General features: G+C 70.9%; 13 protein-coding genes. 2 read left to right on the top strand and 11 right to left on the bottom strand.

What is annotated here, in order from left to right:
• Nucleotides 1-11: 11 nt before the first annotated feature.
• On the top strand, nt 12-1,877 hold the full coding sequence (locus tag K318_RS20355; RefSeq protein WP_156913865.1) for a glucose-6-phosphate isomerase: 1,866 nt from the start codon (nt 12-14) through the stop codon (nt 1,875-1,877).
• Between the two features lie 145 nt (nt 1,878-2,022).
• Here K318_RS20355 and secG read toward each other — a convergent pair whose 3' ends face one another.
• From secG to K318_RS0108210, 10 genes are all read right to left on the bottom strand, one after another.
• Nucleotides 2,023-2,265, bottom strand: coding sequence for a preprotein translocase subunit SecG (gene secG / locus K318_RS0108255; RefSeq protein ID WP_029089146.1), 243 nt, complete (start codon nt 2,263-2,265; stop codon nt 2,023-2,025).
• A 55-nt stretch (nt 2,266-2,320) separates the two neighbouring features.
• On the bottom strand, nt 2,321-3,127 hold the full coding sequence (tpiA, locus tag K318_RS0108250; RefSeq protein WP_029089145.1) for a triose-phosphate isomerase: 807 nt from the start codon (nt 3,125-3,127) through the stop codon (nt 2,321-2,323).
• Nucleotides 3,128-3,131: 4 nt separating this feature from the next.
• Entirely contained in the window at nt 3,132-4,355 is a 1,224-nt protein-coding gene (locus K318_RS0108245) for a phosphoglycerate kinase (protein WP_029089144.1), read from the bottom strand.
• Nucleotides 4,356-4,381: 26 nt separating this feature from the next.
• Nucleotides 4,382-5,386, bottom strand: coding sequence for a type I glyceraldehyde-3-phosphate dehydrogenase (gap, locus tag K318_RS0108240; protein WP_029089143.1), 1,005 nt, complete (start codon nt 5,384-5,386; stop codon nt 4,382-4,384).
• A gap of 69 nt (nt 5,387-5,455) precedes the next feature.
• On the bottom strand, nt 5,456-6,439 hold the full coding sequence (whiA, locus tag K318_RS0108235) for a DNA-binding protein WhiA (RefSeq protein ID WP_029089142.1): 984 nt from the start codon (nt 6,437-6,439) through the stop codon (nt 5,456-5,458).
• Nucleotides 6,440-6,481: 42 nt separating this feature from the next.
• Nucleotides 6,482-7,516, bottom strand: coding sequence for a gluconeogenesis factor YvcK family protein (locus tag K318_RS0108230; protein WP_029089141.1), 1,035 nt, complete (start codon nt 7,514-7,516; stop codon nt 6,482-6,484).
• A gap of 6 nt (nt 7,517-7,522) precedes the next feature.
• Nucleotides 7,523-8,416 carry an RNase adapter RapZ gene (gene rapZ, locus K318_RS0108225; protein WP_029089140.1) on the bottom strand — a complete coding sequence of 298 codons (894 nt, stop codon included), beginning with the start codon at nt 8,414-8,416 and terminating at the stop codon, nt 7,523-7,525.
• Entirely contained in the window at nt 8,406-10,286 is a 1,881-nt protein-coding gene (gene uvrC / locus K318_RS0108220) for an excinuclease ABC subunit UvrC (protein WP_029089139.1), read from the bottom strand. The genes rapZ and uvrC overlap by 11 nt, the downstream gene beginning before the upstream one ends.
• Nucleotides 10,273-13,161: an excinuclease ABC subunit UvrA gene (gene uvrA, locus K318_RS20350; protein WP_051297756.1), complete on the bottom strand. Its 2,889-nt coding sequence runs from the start codon at nt 13,159-13,161 to the stop codon at nt 10,273-10,275. The genes uvrC and uvrA overlap by 14 nt, the downstream gene beginning before the upstream one ends.
• Nucleotides 13,162-13,223: 62 nt before the next feature.
• On the bottom strand, nt 13,224-15,740 hold the full coding sequence (locus K318_RS0108210; protein WP_051297710.1) for a DEAD/DEAH box helicase: 2,517 nt from the start codon (nt 15,738-15,740) through the stop codon (nt 13,224-13,226).
• Nucleotides 15,741-15,812: 72 nt separating this feature from the next.
• Here K318_RS0108210 and K318_RS0108205 point away from each other — a divergent pair, with 72 nt between their 5' ends.
• Entirely contained in the window at nt 15,813-16,100 is a 288-nt protein-coding gene (locus K318_RS0108205) for a YciI family protein (protein WP_029089137.1), read from the top strand.
• A gap of 89 nt (nt 16,101-16,189) precedes the next feature.
• Here the strand turns inward: K318_RS0108205 and K318_RS0108200 are convergent, their stop codons facing one another.
• On the bottom strand, nt 16,190-17,179 hold the full coding sequence (locus K318_RS0108200; RefSeq protein WP_029089136.1) for a TerC/Alx family metal homeostasis membrane protein: 990 nt from the start codon (nt 17,177-17,179) through the stop codon (nt 16,190-16,192).
• Nucleotides 17,180-17,196 lie beyond the last annotated feature (17 nt).

Below are 17,196 nucleotides of genomic sequence, written 5' to 3'. Positions count from 1 at the left end.
GAGAGTGCGCGATGAGTGCGACAGTGGGTTTCCCCGCTCCTCAGGAGCACCGGGCCGAACAGGACAGGATGATCGCGGACGCGCTGGCCTCCCGCCTCGCCGCCCGGGACACCGCGCTCTGGGGGCCGGCGGCGAGCCGCCTGGCCGGCAGCCGGCTGGGCTGGACGGATCTGCACACGCGGTCCGCGGGCCTCGTCGAGCAGATCGCGGCGCTGCGGGAGGAACTCGCAGCCGAGGGCATCGACCGGATCGTGCTGGCCGGGATGGGCGGCTCCTCGCTGGGTGCCGAGGTCATCGCGGCCGCGCACGGCGTCGAGCTCACGATCCTCGACAGCACTGATCCCCTCTCCGTCCGCGCCGTCGTCGGTGCGGACTCGCTCGACCGCTCCGCGCTCGTCGTGAGCACCAAGTCCGGCGGGACGATCGAGACGATCTCGGCGGCCTCCGCGTTCGCCCAGGCGCTCCGGGCCCGGGGCATCGAGCCCGCCGGACGTCTCATCGCCGTCACGGATCCCGGCACGACGCTCGCCGAGCAGGCGCTCGAGGAGGGCTGGCGCCGGGTGTTCCTCGCCGATCCGGATGTGGGCGGCCGCTTCAGCGTGCTGGGTGCGTTCGGCCTCGTGCCCGCGGGTCTGGCGGGTGCGGATGTCGAGCAGGTCGTCTCCGAGGCCGCAGCCGTGGCCGAGGCTCTGCATGCCGACAACGCCGAGAACCCCGCCGTCGTGCTGGCCTCGGCGCTGTCGGCCGCGCACGCCCGCAGCATCCGGCTGCTCGCGGTCGCGGCCACGGACCCCGCACTCGCCGCGCTGCCGGCCTGGCTCGAGCAGCTCATCGCGGAGTCGACCGGCAAGGACGGGGCAGGTGTCCTCCCCATCGCCTGCGAGGACGTCGAGGCTCCGGGCTTCACGGACGCCGATGCGGGCACCGGCGTGTGCTTCCTCGGCGAGCCGGTGGGCGAGCACCAGCCGGTCTCGGGCGTCGCGGTCTCCTGTGCGGCCCCGCTGGGCGCGCAGTTCCTCATCTGGGAGACCGCGACGGCGCTGCTGTGCGCGGGCCTGGGAGTGGACCCCTTCGACCAGCCGGATGTGGAGTCCGCGAAGATCCGCGCCCGCGAGATCCTCGCCTCGGCCCCGCAGGCTGCCGGGGAGCAGGACGGGCAGGATCAGACCGAGAGCCTCGCCGAGGCCGATGCCGCAGACGACGGCTCTGCGGGAGGGAACGCGGAGGACGCCCACTCCGCCGATGGTGCCGGGCAGGAGCCGGAGGCGCCCTTCCTCGTCGATGGTGCGGTGGAGCTCTACGCCTCGCCCCACCTCATCGACGATCTGGAGCTGCACGAGCGCACGCTCCCGGGCCTGCTCGACGCAGTCCTCCCCGAACGCGACGACGAGCGCTACCTCGCGGTGTGCGCCTTCCTCAGCAGCATCTGCGATCCGGAGGCGGCACGTCTGCGCCCCCTGCTCGCGGAGCGGGCCGAGGGCGCTGCGGTCTCCTTCGGCTGGGGTCCGCGGTACCTCCACTCGACGGGGCAGCTGCACAAGGGCGGACCCGATTCCGGCTCCTACCTCTTCGTCACGGCGGAGACGCCGCCCGAGGAGGACATGGCGGTCCCGGGAGCGGGCTTCGGCTTCGCCCGTCTCATCGCCGCACAGGCCGCCGGCGATGCGGCCGTCCTCGAGGGCCTCGGCCGCAGGGTGCTGCGCGTGCACCTGCGCGAGCGCGAGGCCGGTCTGGCCCGCCTGTTCGCCGCGATCACCGGCTCGGAGGGCGCGGGCGGGGAGGACTCCCCCGAGGACAGCTCCCTCGAGCGTGAGCCGGGCGAAGACTCCGCGGAGAACGAGCCCGGCGTGGGACCGGCCCAGCAGCCCGCTGTCTGATCACTTCTCCCAGCCGTGGGGCGCACCGCGGCTGGGAGAAGTGAGCGGAGCACGAGCGCCGGCGCGCAGCGAAGCGGCCCGGCGGGATCTCTCCCTCCGGGCCGCTTCCGCGTGCTCAGGCGCTCATGTGTGCGAGCAGCCCGGCTCAGGCGAAGCGCACCGCCAGCCCCAGCAGCACGATGCTCGCCACCCAGATGATCGCCACGAGGGTCGTGAAGCGATTGAGGTTGCGCTCGGCCACACCCGAGGAGCCGAGCGAGGAGCTCATGCCCCCGCCGAACATATCGGACATGCCGCCGCCCTTGCCCTTGTGCATGAGGATGAGCAGGATGAGGAAGGCGCTGGTGAGGACGAGGATCGCCGTGAGCGTCCAGTTGAGGATCTCCATAATGCCCTTCAGTCTAGCCGCTGATGCGGATCGTGAGCGAAGCCGTGCCGACGCCTCAGGCGCCCGCCGCCTCCGTGATGAGCGAGGCGAAGCCGGCGGGGTCGAGGCTCGCACCGCCCACGAGGGCGCCGTCGACATCGGCCGCAGCCACGATGGCCGCCGCATTGTCCGCCTTGACGCTGCCGCCGTAGAGGATGCGCGTGGCCTCCGCGAAGGCCTCGCCCATGAGCTCGGCGAGACGGCCCCGCAGCGCGGTCGCCATCTCTGCCGCCTCCTCGGGACCTGCCGTCTCCCCCGTGCCGATCGCCCAGACGGGCTCGTAGGCGAGCACGAGGCCGGGGACCTCGGCCGCGGTGAGCCCCTCGAGGGCGGCGTCGAGCTGCGCGAGGACGTGGGCGATGTGCGCACCGGCCTGCCTCGTCTCCAGCCCCTCCCCCACGCACAGGACGGGAGCGAGCTCGTGGCGGACCGCAGCCCGGATCTTCGCGCCGATGAGCGCATCGTCCTCGCCGTGGTGCTCGCGGCGCTCCGAATGGCCGATGAGGACATAGGCGCATCCGAGCCGCTGCAGAAACCTGCCCGAGACCTCTCCCGTGTAGGCGCCGGAGTCGTGCGGCGAGAGATCCTGCGCCCCGTAGGAGAGCACCAGCTTCTCGCCCTGCACAAGGGTCTGGACGGAACGGATGTCCGTGAATGGGGGCAGCACCGCGATGTCGATCGCCTCACGGTCGACCTTCGCGTCGCGCAGCGCCCAGTCGAGCTTCTGCACGAGGGTGAGCGCCTCGAAGTGGTCGAGGTTCATCTTCCAGTTGCCCGCGATGAGGCGGGTCCGCGGGGAGCCGCCCGTCCTGTTCGCCGCCATCGCCTCAGCCCTCCAGCACGGACAGACCGGGCAGCGTCCGGCCCTCGAGGTACTCGAGGCTGGCGCCGCCGCCGGTGGAGATGTGGCCGAACTGCTCGTCGACGAAGCCCAGAGCGCGCACCGCGGCAGCGGAGTCGCCGCCGCCCACCACCGTGAGGCGTCCCTCCTCCGCTCCACCGTGGACGGTGGTGAGGGCCTCGGCCACGGCGCGGGTGCCCGCGGCGAAGGCAGGGAACTCGAAGACGCCCATGGGACCGTTCCAGAACACCGTCCGGGCGCCCCGGATGCGCTCGGCGAACGCCGCGGCGGAGTCCGGCCCGATGTCGAGGCCGAGCGCCTCGGCCCCTCCCGGGGTCTCCTCGAGGGCCTCGACGGGTGCGACCCAGTGCTCGGCGTCCGCGGCGAAGGAGGCCGCCATGACGATGTCGGTGGGCAGCAGGATCTCGACGCCGCGCTCGGCGGCCTTCGCGAGACAGCCGCGCGCGGTCTCGAGCTGATCGGCCTCGACGAGGCTCCTGCCCACCGCGCGCCCCTGTGCGGCGAGGAACGTGAAGACCATCCCGCCGCCGATCGCGAGGACATCGGCGCGCTCGAGCAGGCTGTCGATGACGCCGAGCTTGTCCGAGACCTTCGAGCCGCCCAGCACGACGGCATAGGGCCGCGCCGGGTCCGTGAGGAGGCGCTGGGAGACCTCGACCTCGGCGGCGACGAGGCCGCCGGCGTACGCGGGCAGCCGTTCGGCGATGTCGACGACGCTCGCCTGCCTGCGGTGGACCACGCCGAAGCCGTCGGAGACGAAGACGTCCGCGAGCTCGGCCAGGGCATCGGCGAACTCGCCGCGCGCAGCGTCGTCCTTCGCGGTCTCGCGCGGATCGAAGCGCAGGTTCTCGAGCAGCACGATCCCGCCGTCGGCGAGCCCCTCGACCGCGGCGCGCGCCTCCGGTCCCACGGTGTCGCCGGCGAAGGCGACCTCGCGGCCGAGAGCCTCGGCCAGCGCCGGCGCGACGGGTGCGAGCGAGAGCGCATCCACGACCTCCCCCTTGGGCCGGCCGAGGTGGGCGATGACGATCACCCTGGCGCCGGCCTCGGCGAGGCCGCGGATCGTGGGGGCCGAGGCGGTGATCCGCCCGGCGTCCGTGATCCTGCCCTCGCTCATGGGGACGTTGAGGTCGCTGCGCACGAGCACGCGCCTGCCCGCGAGGGGACCGGCGCTGTCGAGTGTCTTCATTCGGTTGCCTTTCGCCGTTTGCATTCTCAGTTCAGGTGCCGGCCCACGTGGGCGGCGAGATCGAGGAGACGGTGCGAGTAGCCCCACTCGTTGTCGTACCAGGCGATCACCTTGAGCTGGTCGCCGACCTGCTCGGTGAGCGGGGCGTCCACGATCGCCGAGTGCGGGTCCATGACGATGTCGGAGGAGACGATCGGATCCTCCGTGCAGGCGAGGATCCCCTTGAGCGGACCCTGCGCGGCCGCGAGGAGCGCGGCGTTGACCTCAGCCGGGTCCGTCGCCCGCTCCGGGACGAAGGTGAGATCGACGAGCGAGCCCGTCGGCACCGGCACGCGCACGGCCAGCCCGTTCAGCCGCCCCTCCAGCTCCGGCAGCACCTGGCCCACCGCCCGGGCCGCGCCCGTCGTGGTCGGCACGATGTTGGCCGCGGCGGCGCGCGCACGGCGGAGGTCCTTGTGGTTGCCGTCGACGAGGCGCTGGTCGCCGGTGTAGGCGTGCACCGTGGTCATGAGGCCCGAGGCGATGCCCACGGTCTCGTGCAGCACCTTCGCGATGGGAGCGAGGCAGTTCGTGGTGCAGGAGGCGTTGGAGATGATCCGGTGACGGGCCGGATCGAAGTCGTCCTCGTTCACGCCCATGACGAACATGCCGTCGACGCCCTTGCCGGGCGAGGACATGATGACGGTCCGCGCACCGGCCTCGAGGTGCGCCTCGGCCTGGCTCGCGGAGCGGAACCGCCCCGTCGACTCGATGACGACGTCGACGCCGTACTCGCCCCACGGGATCTCCCCGGGCACCGACTTCTCGAAGGTCTGGACGGGCCTGCCGTCCACGATGAGCGAGTCCTCGTCGTGGTCCACGGTCGCCTCGATCCGCCGCCACACCGAATCGTAGGTGAGCAGGTGCGCGAGCGAGGCGTTGTCGGTGAGGTCGTTGATGGCGACGACCTCGACGTCCGGGGTGGTGAGCGCCTGGCGGAAGAACGAGCGGCCGATGCGGCCGAAGCCGTTGATCCCGATGCGTGTGGTCATGCGAGAGCTTCCCTCCTCGTGGGCGGTGCCGTGTGTGCACTGCGGCACCGCCATCCTATCGACCGCGGCTCACCCCTCCTCCAGCATGTCCGGCGTGAGGTTCGCGTCGGTGCCGGGGATGCCGAGCTCCTCGGCGCGCCTGTCCGCGGTGGCCAGCAGCCGGCGGATCCGTCCGGCGACCGCGTCCTTGGTCATGACGGGGTCCGCGAGCTGGCCGAGCTCCTCCAGCGAGGCCTGCTTGTGGCTCATCCGCAGGGAGCCCGCATAGCGCAGGTGTTCGGGCACATCGTCGCCGAGGATCTCGAGCGCCCGCTCCACCCGTGCGCTCGCGGCGACAGCCGCGCGCGCAGAACGGCGCAGGTTCGCGTCGTCGAAGTTCGCCAGGCGGTTGGCCGTCGCGCGCACCTCGCGGCGCATCCGCCGCTCCTCCCAGACGAGGACGGCCTCATGCGCGCCCATCCGCGTGAGCAGCGCCGCGATCGCGTCCCCGTCGCGGATGACGACGCGGTCAGCCCCGCGGACCTCGCGCGCCTTCGCCGTGATGTCGAGGCGCCGGGCGGCACCGACGAGCGCGAGCGCCGCCTCGGGCCCGGGGCACGTGACCTCGAGCGCAGCGGACCGGCCCGGCTCCGTGAGCGAGCCGTGGGCGAGGAAGGCTCCGCGCCAGGCGGCCTCGCAGTCCGCGACCGCACCGCCCACGATCGCCGAGGGCAGCCCGCGCACGGGACGGCCGCGCGCGTCGAGGAGCCCTGCCTGCCGGGCGAGCGAGGTGCCCTCGCGCGCCACGCGCACGAGGTAGCGGCTGCCGCGGGAGCGGGTTCCCCCGGAGATCACCACGATCTCCGCGACCGGTCCGAACAGCGCCCGGATCTCCGCCCGGAGGCGCCGGGCGGCCGCGGCGGTGTCGAGCTCGGCCTCGACGAGCACCGCCTCCTGCGACCGCTGCAGAGCACCCGCGAAGCGCAGCATCGACGAGACTTCCGCACGCCGGGCCGAGACCCGCGTCACCTCGCACCGTGCGAGCTCGTCCTTCACCTGTGCCGTCAGCGCCATGGCCGCCTTCCGTCTCCCGTCGTCGATCTCAGCATCTCCGCCTCACCACTGGTCCTCCTCGAGCAGACCCGAGTCCAGCAGCATGTCACGGTAGCAGGCCGCGAGCTTGAGGCTGTCATGCTGGCGCGGCCGGCGCGAGGTGAGCGGGTGCGTGCGCACCTGTGCACCGAACAGCGATTCCGCGATCGCCGGCAGGGTGGGCTCCTTCGCCGCCGCGACGGCGTCGACGAGCACGTAGTCGAGGTGCAGGCGGGGGGCGTGGAGATGCAGCGACTGCAGGTGGTCGACGAGCGTGAGGTCCGCCGTCTCGCCCGGCGCGGCCCCGAGGTTCAGGGTGAGGCTCTTGAGCGCGGAGGATTCCTGGATGGCATGCGCGAGCTCGGGCACCAGCAGATGGGGCATGACGGAGGTGTACCAGGAGCCGGGGCCCAGGTTGAGCACATCCGCCGCGCCCACGGCCTCGATGGTCTCCGCCCGCGCGGGCGGCGCACCCGGGACGAGGCGGACCTCCGCGACCCGGCCCGGGGTCTTCGCGAGCACGGACTGCCCGCGGACGAGCTGGGGCGTCCCCCCGGCCGGGGGGACGACGTCCGCTTCGATCGCCAGCGGCACCGAGGACATCGGCAGCACCCTCCCGTGCGCGCGCAGCAGCCGTGCGATCCAGTCGAGGCCCTCGACGTGGTCGTCGTTGAGCTGCCACAGCGCCGCGATGAGCAGATTCCCCACCGCGTGCCCGTCGAGGTGGCCGGCCGAGGTGAAGCGGTGCTGGATGACATCGCGCCAGACCCGCCCCCATTCGCCGTCGTCGCACAGGGCGGCCAGAGCCATGCGGAGATCGCCGGGCGGCAGGCCTCCCATCTCCTGGCGCAGCCGGCCCGAGGAGCCGCCATCGTCGGCGACCGTGACGACGGCGGTGAGGGAGTCCGTGATGAGGCGGAAGGCGCGCAGTGCGGCGTAGAGCCCGTGCCCGCCCCCGAAGCTCACGATCTGCGGCTCATTGCGCTGCGCGCTGCGCCCGCCCGTGAAGGAGAGAGGGAGCTCCTCCGTGCTGGGGGCGCGGCCGGTTTCGACGGTCATGCTGGCTCATTCCCTTCCCAGGTCGCGGTGGCGGACCGTGATGCGCGCCTCCGTCTGCTCGCGCAGGCGGCGGCCGAGCTCCTCCGCCATCGCCACGGAGCGGTGCTTTCCCCCCGTGCAGCCGAGTGCGACCGTCGCATAGCCGCGGGACTCGCGGATGTAGCCGGCGACCGCGATCTTCAGCGCGGCGGTGTAGTGGTCGAGGAACTCGCCGGCTGCGGGGTCGGCGAACACGTAGTCGGCGACCTCCCGATCCGTGCCGGTGAACGGGCGCAGGTGCGGCACCCAGTGGGGATTCGGCAGGAACCGGACATCGGCGGCGTGGTCGGCGTCCTTGGGCAGGCCGTTCTTGAACCCGAAGCTCATGATCGTGAGCCGCAGCGCCTGCTCCTCCTCGGAGCTGAAGGCCTGCCGCACCGCCCGGCCCAGCTCGTGGACGTTGAGCTCGGAGGTGTCGATGACGACCTCGGCGCGGTGGCGGAGGTTGTCCAGCGCTTCGCGCTCGGCCGCGATGCCGTCGAGCAGCGTGCCCTCGCCCTGCAGCGGATGCGGGCGCCGCACGGACTCGAAGCGGCGCACCAGCACGTCGTCGCTCGCGTCGAGGAACAGGACGCGGACCATGATCCCCTGCTGGAGGTACTCGTCGACGGCGTGGTCGAGGTCCGTGCGCTGGGTGCTGCGCCCGCGGATGTCCGCGACGACGGCGACCTTGGGCAGCGCTCCCTCGGCACGGCCCACGAGCTCCAGCAGCGCGGCGATCATCTGCGGCGGCAGGTTGTCGACCACGTACCAGTCCAGGTCCTCGAGCACCCGGGCCGCCGTCGTCTTGCCGGCTCCGGACATGCCGGTCACCAGCAGCACGTCGATCCCGTCCGGTCTCGTCTCGTTCTCAGTCGTCACCTTCGGTCTCCCCTCCGCCCAGCTCTCGCTGAATGGTATCCGCCAGGACGCGGCCCACGCCCCGCACGCGCATGAGCTCCTCCGGTCCGGCCTGCCGCACCCGGGCCACGGAGCCGAACTCCTTCAGCAGCGCCTTCCTCTTCTCCGGGCCCAGGCCGGGGATCCCGTCGAGCGCCGAGGCTGTGCTCGACCTCCCGCGCCGCTTGCGGTGGTAGGCGATCGCGAAGCGGTGGGACTCGTCTCGGATGCGCTGCAGCAGGTACAGACCCTCGGAGCTGCGCGGCAGGATGAGGGGGTGGTCCTCCCCCGGCAGCCACACCTCCTCCAGCCTCTTGGCCAGCCCCGCGACCGCGATCTGGGCGAGGCCCAGATCGTCGAGGGCGCGGCGGGCGGCCGCGACCTGCGGGGGGCCGCCGTCCACGAGCAGCAGGGACGGGCGGTAGCCGAACCGCTCATCGGGCTCCTCGGCCGACAGCGCCTCGAGATACCGGGTGAACCGGCGGGAGACGACGTCGTACATCGAGGCGGTGTCATCGCGTGCCGCCTCCCCGCGGACGGCGAAGTGCCGGTAGTCGCGCTTGAGCGGCAGCCCGTCCTCGAACACCACGAGGGAGCCGACGACGTCCTGGCCGCCGGTGTGCGAGTTGTCGATCGCCTCGATCCGCATGGGCGGCTCCGTAAGCTCCAGGTGCTCCTGGATCTCACGCAGGGCCTCGCTGCGGGTGGTGAGGTCGGAGGCACGCCGGGTCCGGTGCAGCGTGAGCGCCTGCTCCGCGTTCTGCCGGACGGTGTCCATGAGCGCCCGCTTCTCACCGCGCTCGGGCACCCGCAGGTCCACCCGCCGACCGCCCCGGCGCTCCTCGAGCCATGCGGTGAGCGCCCCGGGATCCTCCGGCAGCGTGTCCACGAGCACCTCCGGCGGCACCGCCTGCGGATCGACCTCCCCATAGGCCTGTCGCAGGTAGTCGGCGGCCAGGGTCGCGGGTGTGGAATCCTCGAGCCGCTCGACGATCCACCCGCGCTCGCCGCGGATGCGGCCGCCGCGCACGTGGAAGACCTGCACCGAGGCCTCGAGGTCGTCGAAGTGCACGGCGAAGACATCGCAGTCGGCGCTCATCGACAGCACGACGGCGTTCTTCGCGAGCACCTTCTCCAGCGCGGCGATCTCGTCCCGCAGCCGGGCCGCGGTCTCGTAGTCGTAGACCTCCGCTGCGGCGGCCATCTGCCACTTGCGGTCCGAGATCATGGTGCCGGTGCTGCCGGACATGAAGTCCGTGATGCCCCGGACGAGCTCGCGGTGCTCCTCCTCGCTCACCCTTCCCACACAGGGCGCGGAGCACTTCCCTATGTAGCCCAGCAGACAGGGGCGGCCGCTGCGCTCGGCGCGCTGGAGGACGCCCTTGGTGCACGTGCGCACGGGGAACACCTTGAGGAGCAGGTCGAGGGACTCGCGGATCGCCCAGGCCTGTCCGAAGGGGCCGAAGTAGGTGATGCCCGGCTTGCGCTTCCCGCGTGTGACGAACACCCGCGGGTACCTGTCCTTCGCGGTGATCGCGAGATACGGATAGGACTTGTCGTCCCGGAACATCACGTTGAATCGCGGAGTGAACTCCTTGATCCACGTCCATTCCAGCTGGAGGGCCTCGACCTCCGTGCCCACGACGGTCCACTCGACGGAGGCACCGGCGTGGACCATCCGGAAGGTGCGCGGATGGAGGCCCGCAGGATCCGCGAAGTACGAGTTCAGCCGCTGACGGAGGTTCTTGGCCTTGCCCACGTAGATGACGCGACGGTCCTCGTCGCGGAAGCGGTAGACGCCCGGGGACGTGGGGATCTCCCCCGTCCGCGGGCGGTACTCACTCGGATCCACCGGCGGCCCTCCGCTGCAGCAGCGCCCCGAGGTAGCGGCCGGTGTGGCTCTCCCCGACCTGTGCGACCTCCTCGGGCGTGCCCTGGGCGACCACCTGTCCGCCGCCGCGACCGCCCTCGGGTCCCATGTCGACGATGTGGTCCGCAGCGGCGATGACATCGAGGTTGTGCTCGATGACGATGACGGAATTGCCCTTGTCCACGAGCCCCTGGAGGACGCCCAGGAGCCGGGAGATGTCCTCGAAGTGGAGGCCGGTGGTGGGCTCGTCCAGCACGTAGACGGTGCGTCCGCGGGTGCGCTTCTGCAGCTCCGCGGCGAGTTTGACGCGCTGGGCCTCTCCGCCGGACAGGGTGGTGGCCGGCTGGCCCAGGCGCACGTAGCCCAGCCCCACCTCCACCAGGGTGCGCAGGTGCCGGGAGATCGCGGGGACCGCCTCGAAGAAGTCAGCGGCCTCCTCGATGGGCATGCTGAGGACCTCGGCGATCGACTTCCCCTTGAAGCGGGCGTCGAGCGTCTCGCGGTTGTAGCGCGCGCCGCCGCACACCTCGCAGGGGACGAACACGTCCGGCAGGAAGTTCATCTCGATGCGGATGGTGCCGTCGCCCTTGCAGTTCTCGCAGCGCCCGCCCTTGACGTTGAAGGAGAACCGGCCGGGCTGGTAGCCGCGGATGCGCGCGACCTCCGTCTCGGAGAACAGGCGGCGGATGTGGTCGAACACGCCGGTGTAGGTCGCCGGGTTGGAGCGCGGGGTGCGGCCGATGGGCGACTGGTCGACGTGGATGACCTTGTCCAGGTGTTCGAGGCCCTTCACCGTCTTGTGGCGGCCGGGCACGCGCTTGGCGTTGTTGAGCTTGTTCGCGAGCTCGGTGTAGAGGATGTCGTTGACGAGTGTGGACTTGCCGGAGCCGGAGACGCCGGAGACCACCGTGAGGACGCCCAGGGGGAAGTCCACCGTGACGTCCTTGAGGTTGTTCTCGCTGGCCCGGACCACCGTGAGCTTCCGCTCGGGCTCCACCGGCCGGCGGGCGGCCGGGAGCGGGATGAGCCGGCGGCCGGCGAGGTAGTCGCCGGTGAGCGAGTCCGGCGCATGCGTGAGTGCGGCGACGGGGCCCGAGTAGACGATCTCGCCGCCGTGCTCGCCGGCGCGCGGGCCGATGTCCACGATCCAGTCCGCGGCCTCGATCGTCTCCTCGTCGTGCTCGACGACGATGAGGGTGTTGCCGAGGTCCCGGAGCTTGACGAGCGTCTCGATGAGCCGGTGGTTGTCCCGCTGGTGCAGGCCGATGCTCGGCTCGTCGAGGACGTAGAGCACGCCCACGAGGCCGGAGCCGATCTGGGTGGCCAGCCGGATCCGCTGCGCCTCGCCGCCGGAGAGGGTGCCCGCGGTGCGGCCGAGGCTCAGGTAGTCCAGGCCCACGTCGAGGAGGAAGCGCAGCCGCGCGTTGATCTCCTTCATCACCTGTGCGGCGACCTGCGCGTCCCGGGAGGACAGCTCGAGGCCGGCGAGGAAGTCCGCGGCCTCGTCGATGGGGAGGTCGGAGACCTCGGCGATCGAGCGGCCGCCGACCGTGACCGCGAGCACCTCGGGACGCAGGCGGGCGCCGCCGCACACGGGGCAGGGCACCTCGCGCATGTACGCCTCGTAGCGCTCGCGGGAGGCGTCGGACTCCGTCTCCTCGTGCTTGCGCAGGATGTACTGGTACACCCCTTCGAAGCCGGTCGAATAGGTCCGCTCCCGCCCGAAGCGGTTCTTGAACTTCACCTGGACCTTGTAGTCCTTGCCCTCCAGCAGTGCCCTGCGCGCCTTCGCGGGCAGGTCCTTCCACGGGGTGGTGAGGTCGAAGCCGAGCTCCTCCGCGAGCCCTGCGATGATGCGGAGGAAGTACTGGGAGACGTTCTTGCCCGCGGACCACGGCGCTATCGCGCCCTCCGTGAGCGAGAGGTCCTCGTCCGGGACCACGAGCGATTCGTCCACGCTCAGCCGGGTGCCGATCCCGTCGCACTCGGGGCAGGCGCCGAAGGGGGAGTTGAAGGAGAAGGTCCGCGGTTCGATCTCGTCGAGCACGAGGGGGTGGTCGTTGGGGCAGCGGAGGTTCTCCGAGAACGTCCGCACCGTGCCCTCGTCCACGAGCTCCACGTCGATGCGGCCCTCGGCCGCCGCCAGCCCGGTCTCGACCGAGTCGGTGAGGCGCTGGTGGATGCCCTCGCGGATGACGATGCGGTCGACCACGACGGAGATCGAGTGCTTGAACTGCTTCTTCAGCACGGGCGGATCGTCGAGGCGGATCTGCTCGCCGTCCACCACGGCGCGGGAGTAGCCCTGTGAGAGCAGCGAGGCGAAGAGGTCCTTGAACTCCCCCTTCCGCTCGCGGACGATGGGGGCGAGCACCGCCAGCCGCGTGCGCTCCGGCAGCTGGAGCAGCGCGTCCACGATCTGCTGCGGGGTCTGCTTCTCGATCCGCTCCCCGCACGTGGGGCAGTGCGGCACGCCCACGCGCGCCCACAGGAGCCGGAGGAAGTCGTTGACCTCCGTGATCGTCCCCACGGTGGAGCGGGGGTTCTTCGACGTGGACTTCTGGTCGATCGAGACCGCCGGGGAGAGTCCCTCGATGAGGTCCACGTCCGGTTTGTCCACCTGCCCCAGGAACATGCGGGCGTAGGAGGACAGCGATTCGACGTAGCGCCGCTGGCCCTCGGCGAAGATCGTGTCGAACGCGAGCGAGGACTTGCCCGAGCCGCTCAGTCCCGTGAACACCACCATGGCGTCACGGGGGATGGTCACGGACACGTCCTTGAGGTTGTGCGCGCGGGCGCCCTCGACCCTGATCGCGGGGGCGTCTGCCGGCGGGAGGGTGAGCGCCGCGTCTGCGGAGATGGTCTGCGAAGTCACGCCCCCCACTCTAGTGAACCCCACGGACACAAGTGCCCGGCCCGTTCCTATCCCTCCGTGAGCGGCCCCACGTCCTCGATGCGGAGCACCACCTCGCCGGCCTCATCGGAGGCGTCGAGGTCTACGATCGCCGTGATCGCCCAGTCGTGGTCGCCCTGCGGATCGGCGAGCGTCTGCCGGACCGTCCATTCGCGCTCCCCGGGGCCGTCCGCGATCTGCACGAGGCGGGGACTGCGCGCAGCCTGGTCGATGCCGAGCTCCCCGTACTCCTCGTAGAAGTCCTCGATCGCGTCCTCCCATTCGCGTGCGCCCCAGCCGTCGGCACCGTCCATGTCCCCCAGCGTCCGGTAGGCGGCCCGCTCCGCAAGCAGCACCCGGTGGAAGAGCGCATTGCGGACGGCGGCCGAGAACCTGCGGCGGTCCGAGGTGAAGGTCTCGCGCAGCGCGGTGAGCGCCTCCTCGGCCAGCACCTCCCCCGGGTCCGCGAGCTTCTCCCACTCCTCGACGAGGCTCGAGTCCACCCGCACCACGAGATCGCCCAGCCAGGCGATGACGTGCGAGAGCTCCTCGCCGCGGCGGTCGGCCGGGACGGTCTGCGTGAGCCCCCGGTACACATCGAGCAGGTACCGCAGCAGACCGCCCTCGGCGCGCGCGAGGCCATAGTAGGCGACGAACTGCGAGAAGTTCATCGACTGCTCGATCATGTCCGCGACGATCGCCTTGGGCTCGATCCCGATCTCCCGCACCCACGGCGCCGAGGCCGCATAGGCCTCGAAGGCCTCCTCCAGCACGTCCCGGTTGGGCCGGGGCACGTCGAGCTCGTCGAGGATCGCCATCCGCTCCGCGTACTCCACCCCGTCGGCCTTGAGGGCTGCGAGCTCATCGCCCTTGATCCGGTCGAGCTGGCCGCGGAGGATGTGGTACTGGATCTGGGTGGTCGCCTCGATGACGCTGAGCGCGTCCATCGGCCAGCTCTGCCCCTCCCCGTCGAAGAGGTCCAGCGCGGCCAGCGCGAAGGGGCTCAGCGGCTGGTTGAGGGCGAAGTCCGGCCCGAGGTCCGCATGCAGCCGGTACTCGATCCGCCCGTTCGTCCCCTCGACCCGCTCGATCACTCCCCCGGCCAGCAGCGTCCTGCCGATCTGCAGCCCGCGCTGCATGAGGTCGAGCTGCCGCTCGCGGCTCTCGTGGGTCCGCTCGATGAAGTCGCGGATCGTGTGCACCCCCGCATGCGGGCGGGCGAGCAGGTTGACGATCGTCGAATGCGTGATCCGCATGTGCGAGCGCAGGACCTCCGGCGTGCCCTCGACCAGCTTCGCGAAGGTCTGCTGCGACCAGCCGACGAAGCCCTCGGGCGCCTGCTTCCTCCGCACCTTCCGCCGCTTCTTGGGATCATCCCCGGCCTTGGCCAGAGCCACCGCGTTCTCGATCTCGTGCTCCGGGGCCTGCGCGACGACATAGCCCACCGAATCGAAGCCCGCGCGGCCGGCCCGCCCCGCGATCTGCTGGAACTCGCGGACCTGCAGCTGGCGGACCCGCCTGCCGTCGAACTTGGTGAGCGAGGTGAGCAGGACGGTGCGGATCGGCACGTTGATCCCCACGCCGAGGGTGTCGGTGCCGCACACCACGTTCAGCAGGCCGGCGAGGGCGAGGTGCTCGACGAGCCTCCTGTACCGCGGGAGCATGCCCGCGTGGTGGACTCCCACGCCGGCGAGGACGAGTCGCCGCAGCGTCTGCCCGAACCCCTTGCCGAAGCGGAACCCGCGCACCTCCTCCGCGATCCGCTCGCGCTGCTCGCGGCTCGTGAGGTTCGCGCTGAGGATCGACTGCGCGAGCTCCACGGTGCGCGCCTGCACGAAGGACACCACGTAGACCGGCGCGCGGCCCTCCCGGACCAGCTCGGCGAGCTTGTCCAGCAGCGACTTCTCCGAGTACTCGAACTCCAGCGGCACGGGCCGCTCCGCAGAGCCGATGTAGGCGGTGTCCCGGCCCGTGAGCTCCGTGAGCCTCCGCTCGATCTCGCTCGTATCGCCGAGGGTGGCGGACATGAGCACGAACTGGGTCTGCGGCAGCTCGAGGAGCGGGACCTGCCAGGCCCAGCCCCGCTGCGGGTCGCCGAAGTAGTGGAACTCATCCATCACCACGAGGGCGACATCGAGCTCCGCGCCACGGCGCAGAGCGTGGTTGGCGAGGATCTCCGCCGTCGCGCAGATCACCGGCGCATCCGCGTTCACGGCGGTATCGCCCGTGACCATGCCCACGTTCTCCGCGCCCAGCGCCTCGACGAGGGAGAAGAACTTCTCACTCACGAGGGCCTTGAGAGGTGCGGTGTAGTAGGCGGTGCGCCCCGTCGAGAGCGCGTAGTAGAGCGCCGCCAGCGCCACCGTGGACTTGCCCGAGCCCGTGGGCGTCGCGACGATCGCGTTGTCGCCGGCGAGCACGGCGAGGATGGCCTCCTCCTGCGCGGGATAGGGGGTGATGCCCTGATCGCTCAGGTGCTCCTCGAAGGCCTCCCACACGGTGTCCGCGGTGGCGAAGTCCTCGGGGATCGGGACGAGTCGGGGCACGTGGAACAGCTCCTAGACGGAAGACGGGTTAGGCTCTGACCACCCAATCCTACGATCACCAGGGAGGTCACTGTGGCCGTCTTCGCCGTCACATACGTCTACGGACCGGACACCGAGAAGCGGATGGGGGTCCGTCCCGCGCACCGCGAGGTGCTCGGCCGCCTCTACGAGGAGGGGACGCTGCTCGCGGCGGGACCGCTCGAGGACGAGCTCACGCCCGGCGGGCTGCTCGTGTTCTCGGCCGAGTCGAAGGAGGAGGTCGAGGCGCTCCTGCAGCAGGACCCCTATGCCGAGGCCGGAGTCATCGAGGAGACCGTGATCCGCAGCTGGACGCCGGTCTTCGGGCCCTTCTCGGCCTGAAGCGCCGCACGCACGGCAACGCGCGCATACGCACACAGCCCCTCCGCACCAGAAGTGGTGCGGAGGGGCTGCTGTCGTGCAGGGGCAGCTCACTCGCGGCGCAGCGGACGCTCCTCCTCGCGGCGCATCGCGACGAGGCTCGCGATGGTGGCCACGAGCATCGCGAGCACGATGAAGCCCAGCGAGACCCAGGTGTTGATGACCGGCACGCTGTCACGGAAGGCCTCGGGGAACCAGTCGGACTCGTGCAGGGCGTGCAGGAACAGCTTGACGCCGATGAACGCGAGGATCGCGGCGATGCCGTAGTGCAGGTACGGGAGCTTGTCCAGCAGACCGCCCAGCAGGAAGTAGAGCTGGCGCAGGCCCATGAGCGCGAACACATTGGCCGTGAAGACGAGGAACGGATCCTGCGTGATGCCGAAGATCGCGGGGATCGAGTCGAGCGCGAACATGATGTCGGTCGAGCCGATCGCGATGAAGACGATGAGCATCGGCGTCCAGTACCTGGTGCCGTCGATGTCCACCCGCAGCTTGGAGCCGTGGTACTCGTCGGTGATGTTGACGCGCTTGCGCAGCATGCGGATGAGGCCGTTCTCCGAGTCCGCGTCCTCCTCCTTGAAGGCCTGGCGCCAGGCGGTCCAGAGCAGGAACAGGCCGAACAGGAAGAAGACCTCGATGAACCGCTCGATGACGGCGGCGCCGGCGACGATGAAGATGCCGCGGAAGATGAGCGCGAGGATGATGCCCACCATGAGCACCTGCTGCTGGTACTTCTTCGGCACGGAGAAGCCCGTCATGATGATGACGAAGACGAACAGGTTGTCGATGCTCAGGCTGTACTCCGTGAGCCAGCCGGCCAGGAATTCGACGCCGTGCTGGGAATCGCCCATCGCGAACAGGATGCCCGCGAAGACCAGCGCCAGGGTGACGTAGAAGGCCACCCACAGGGAGGCCTCCTTCATCGAGGGCACGTGGGGGCGCTTGACGACCAGCAGCAGATCGGCGACGAGGATGAGGACCAGCACCACGGACGAGACGACCTCGAACACGTGATAGGGATCCTGGAAGAACTCTTGCATGAGTGCCTTTCGCGGAG

The sequence above is a fragment of the Brevibacterium album DSM 18261 genome, from assembly GCF_000426445.1.
GTDB classification, from domain to species: Bacteria; Actinomycetota; Actinomycetes; order Actinomycetales; family Brevibacteriaceae; genus Brevibacterium; species Brevibacterium album.
The sequence above is the reverse complement of the archived record's forward strand: the minus strand, read 5'-3'. Positions and strand labels throughout refer to the sequence as shown.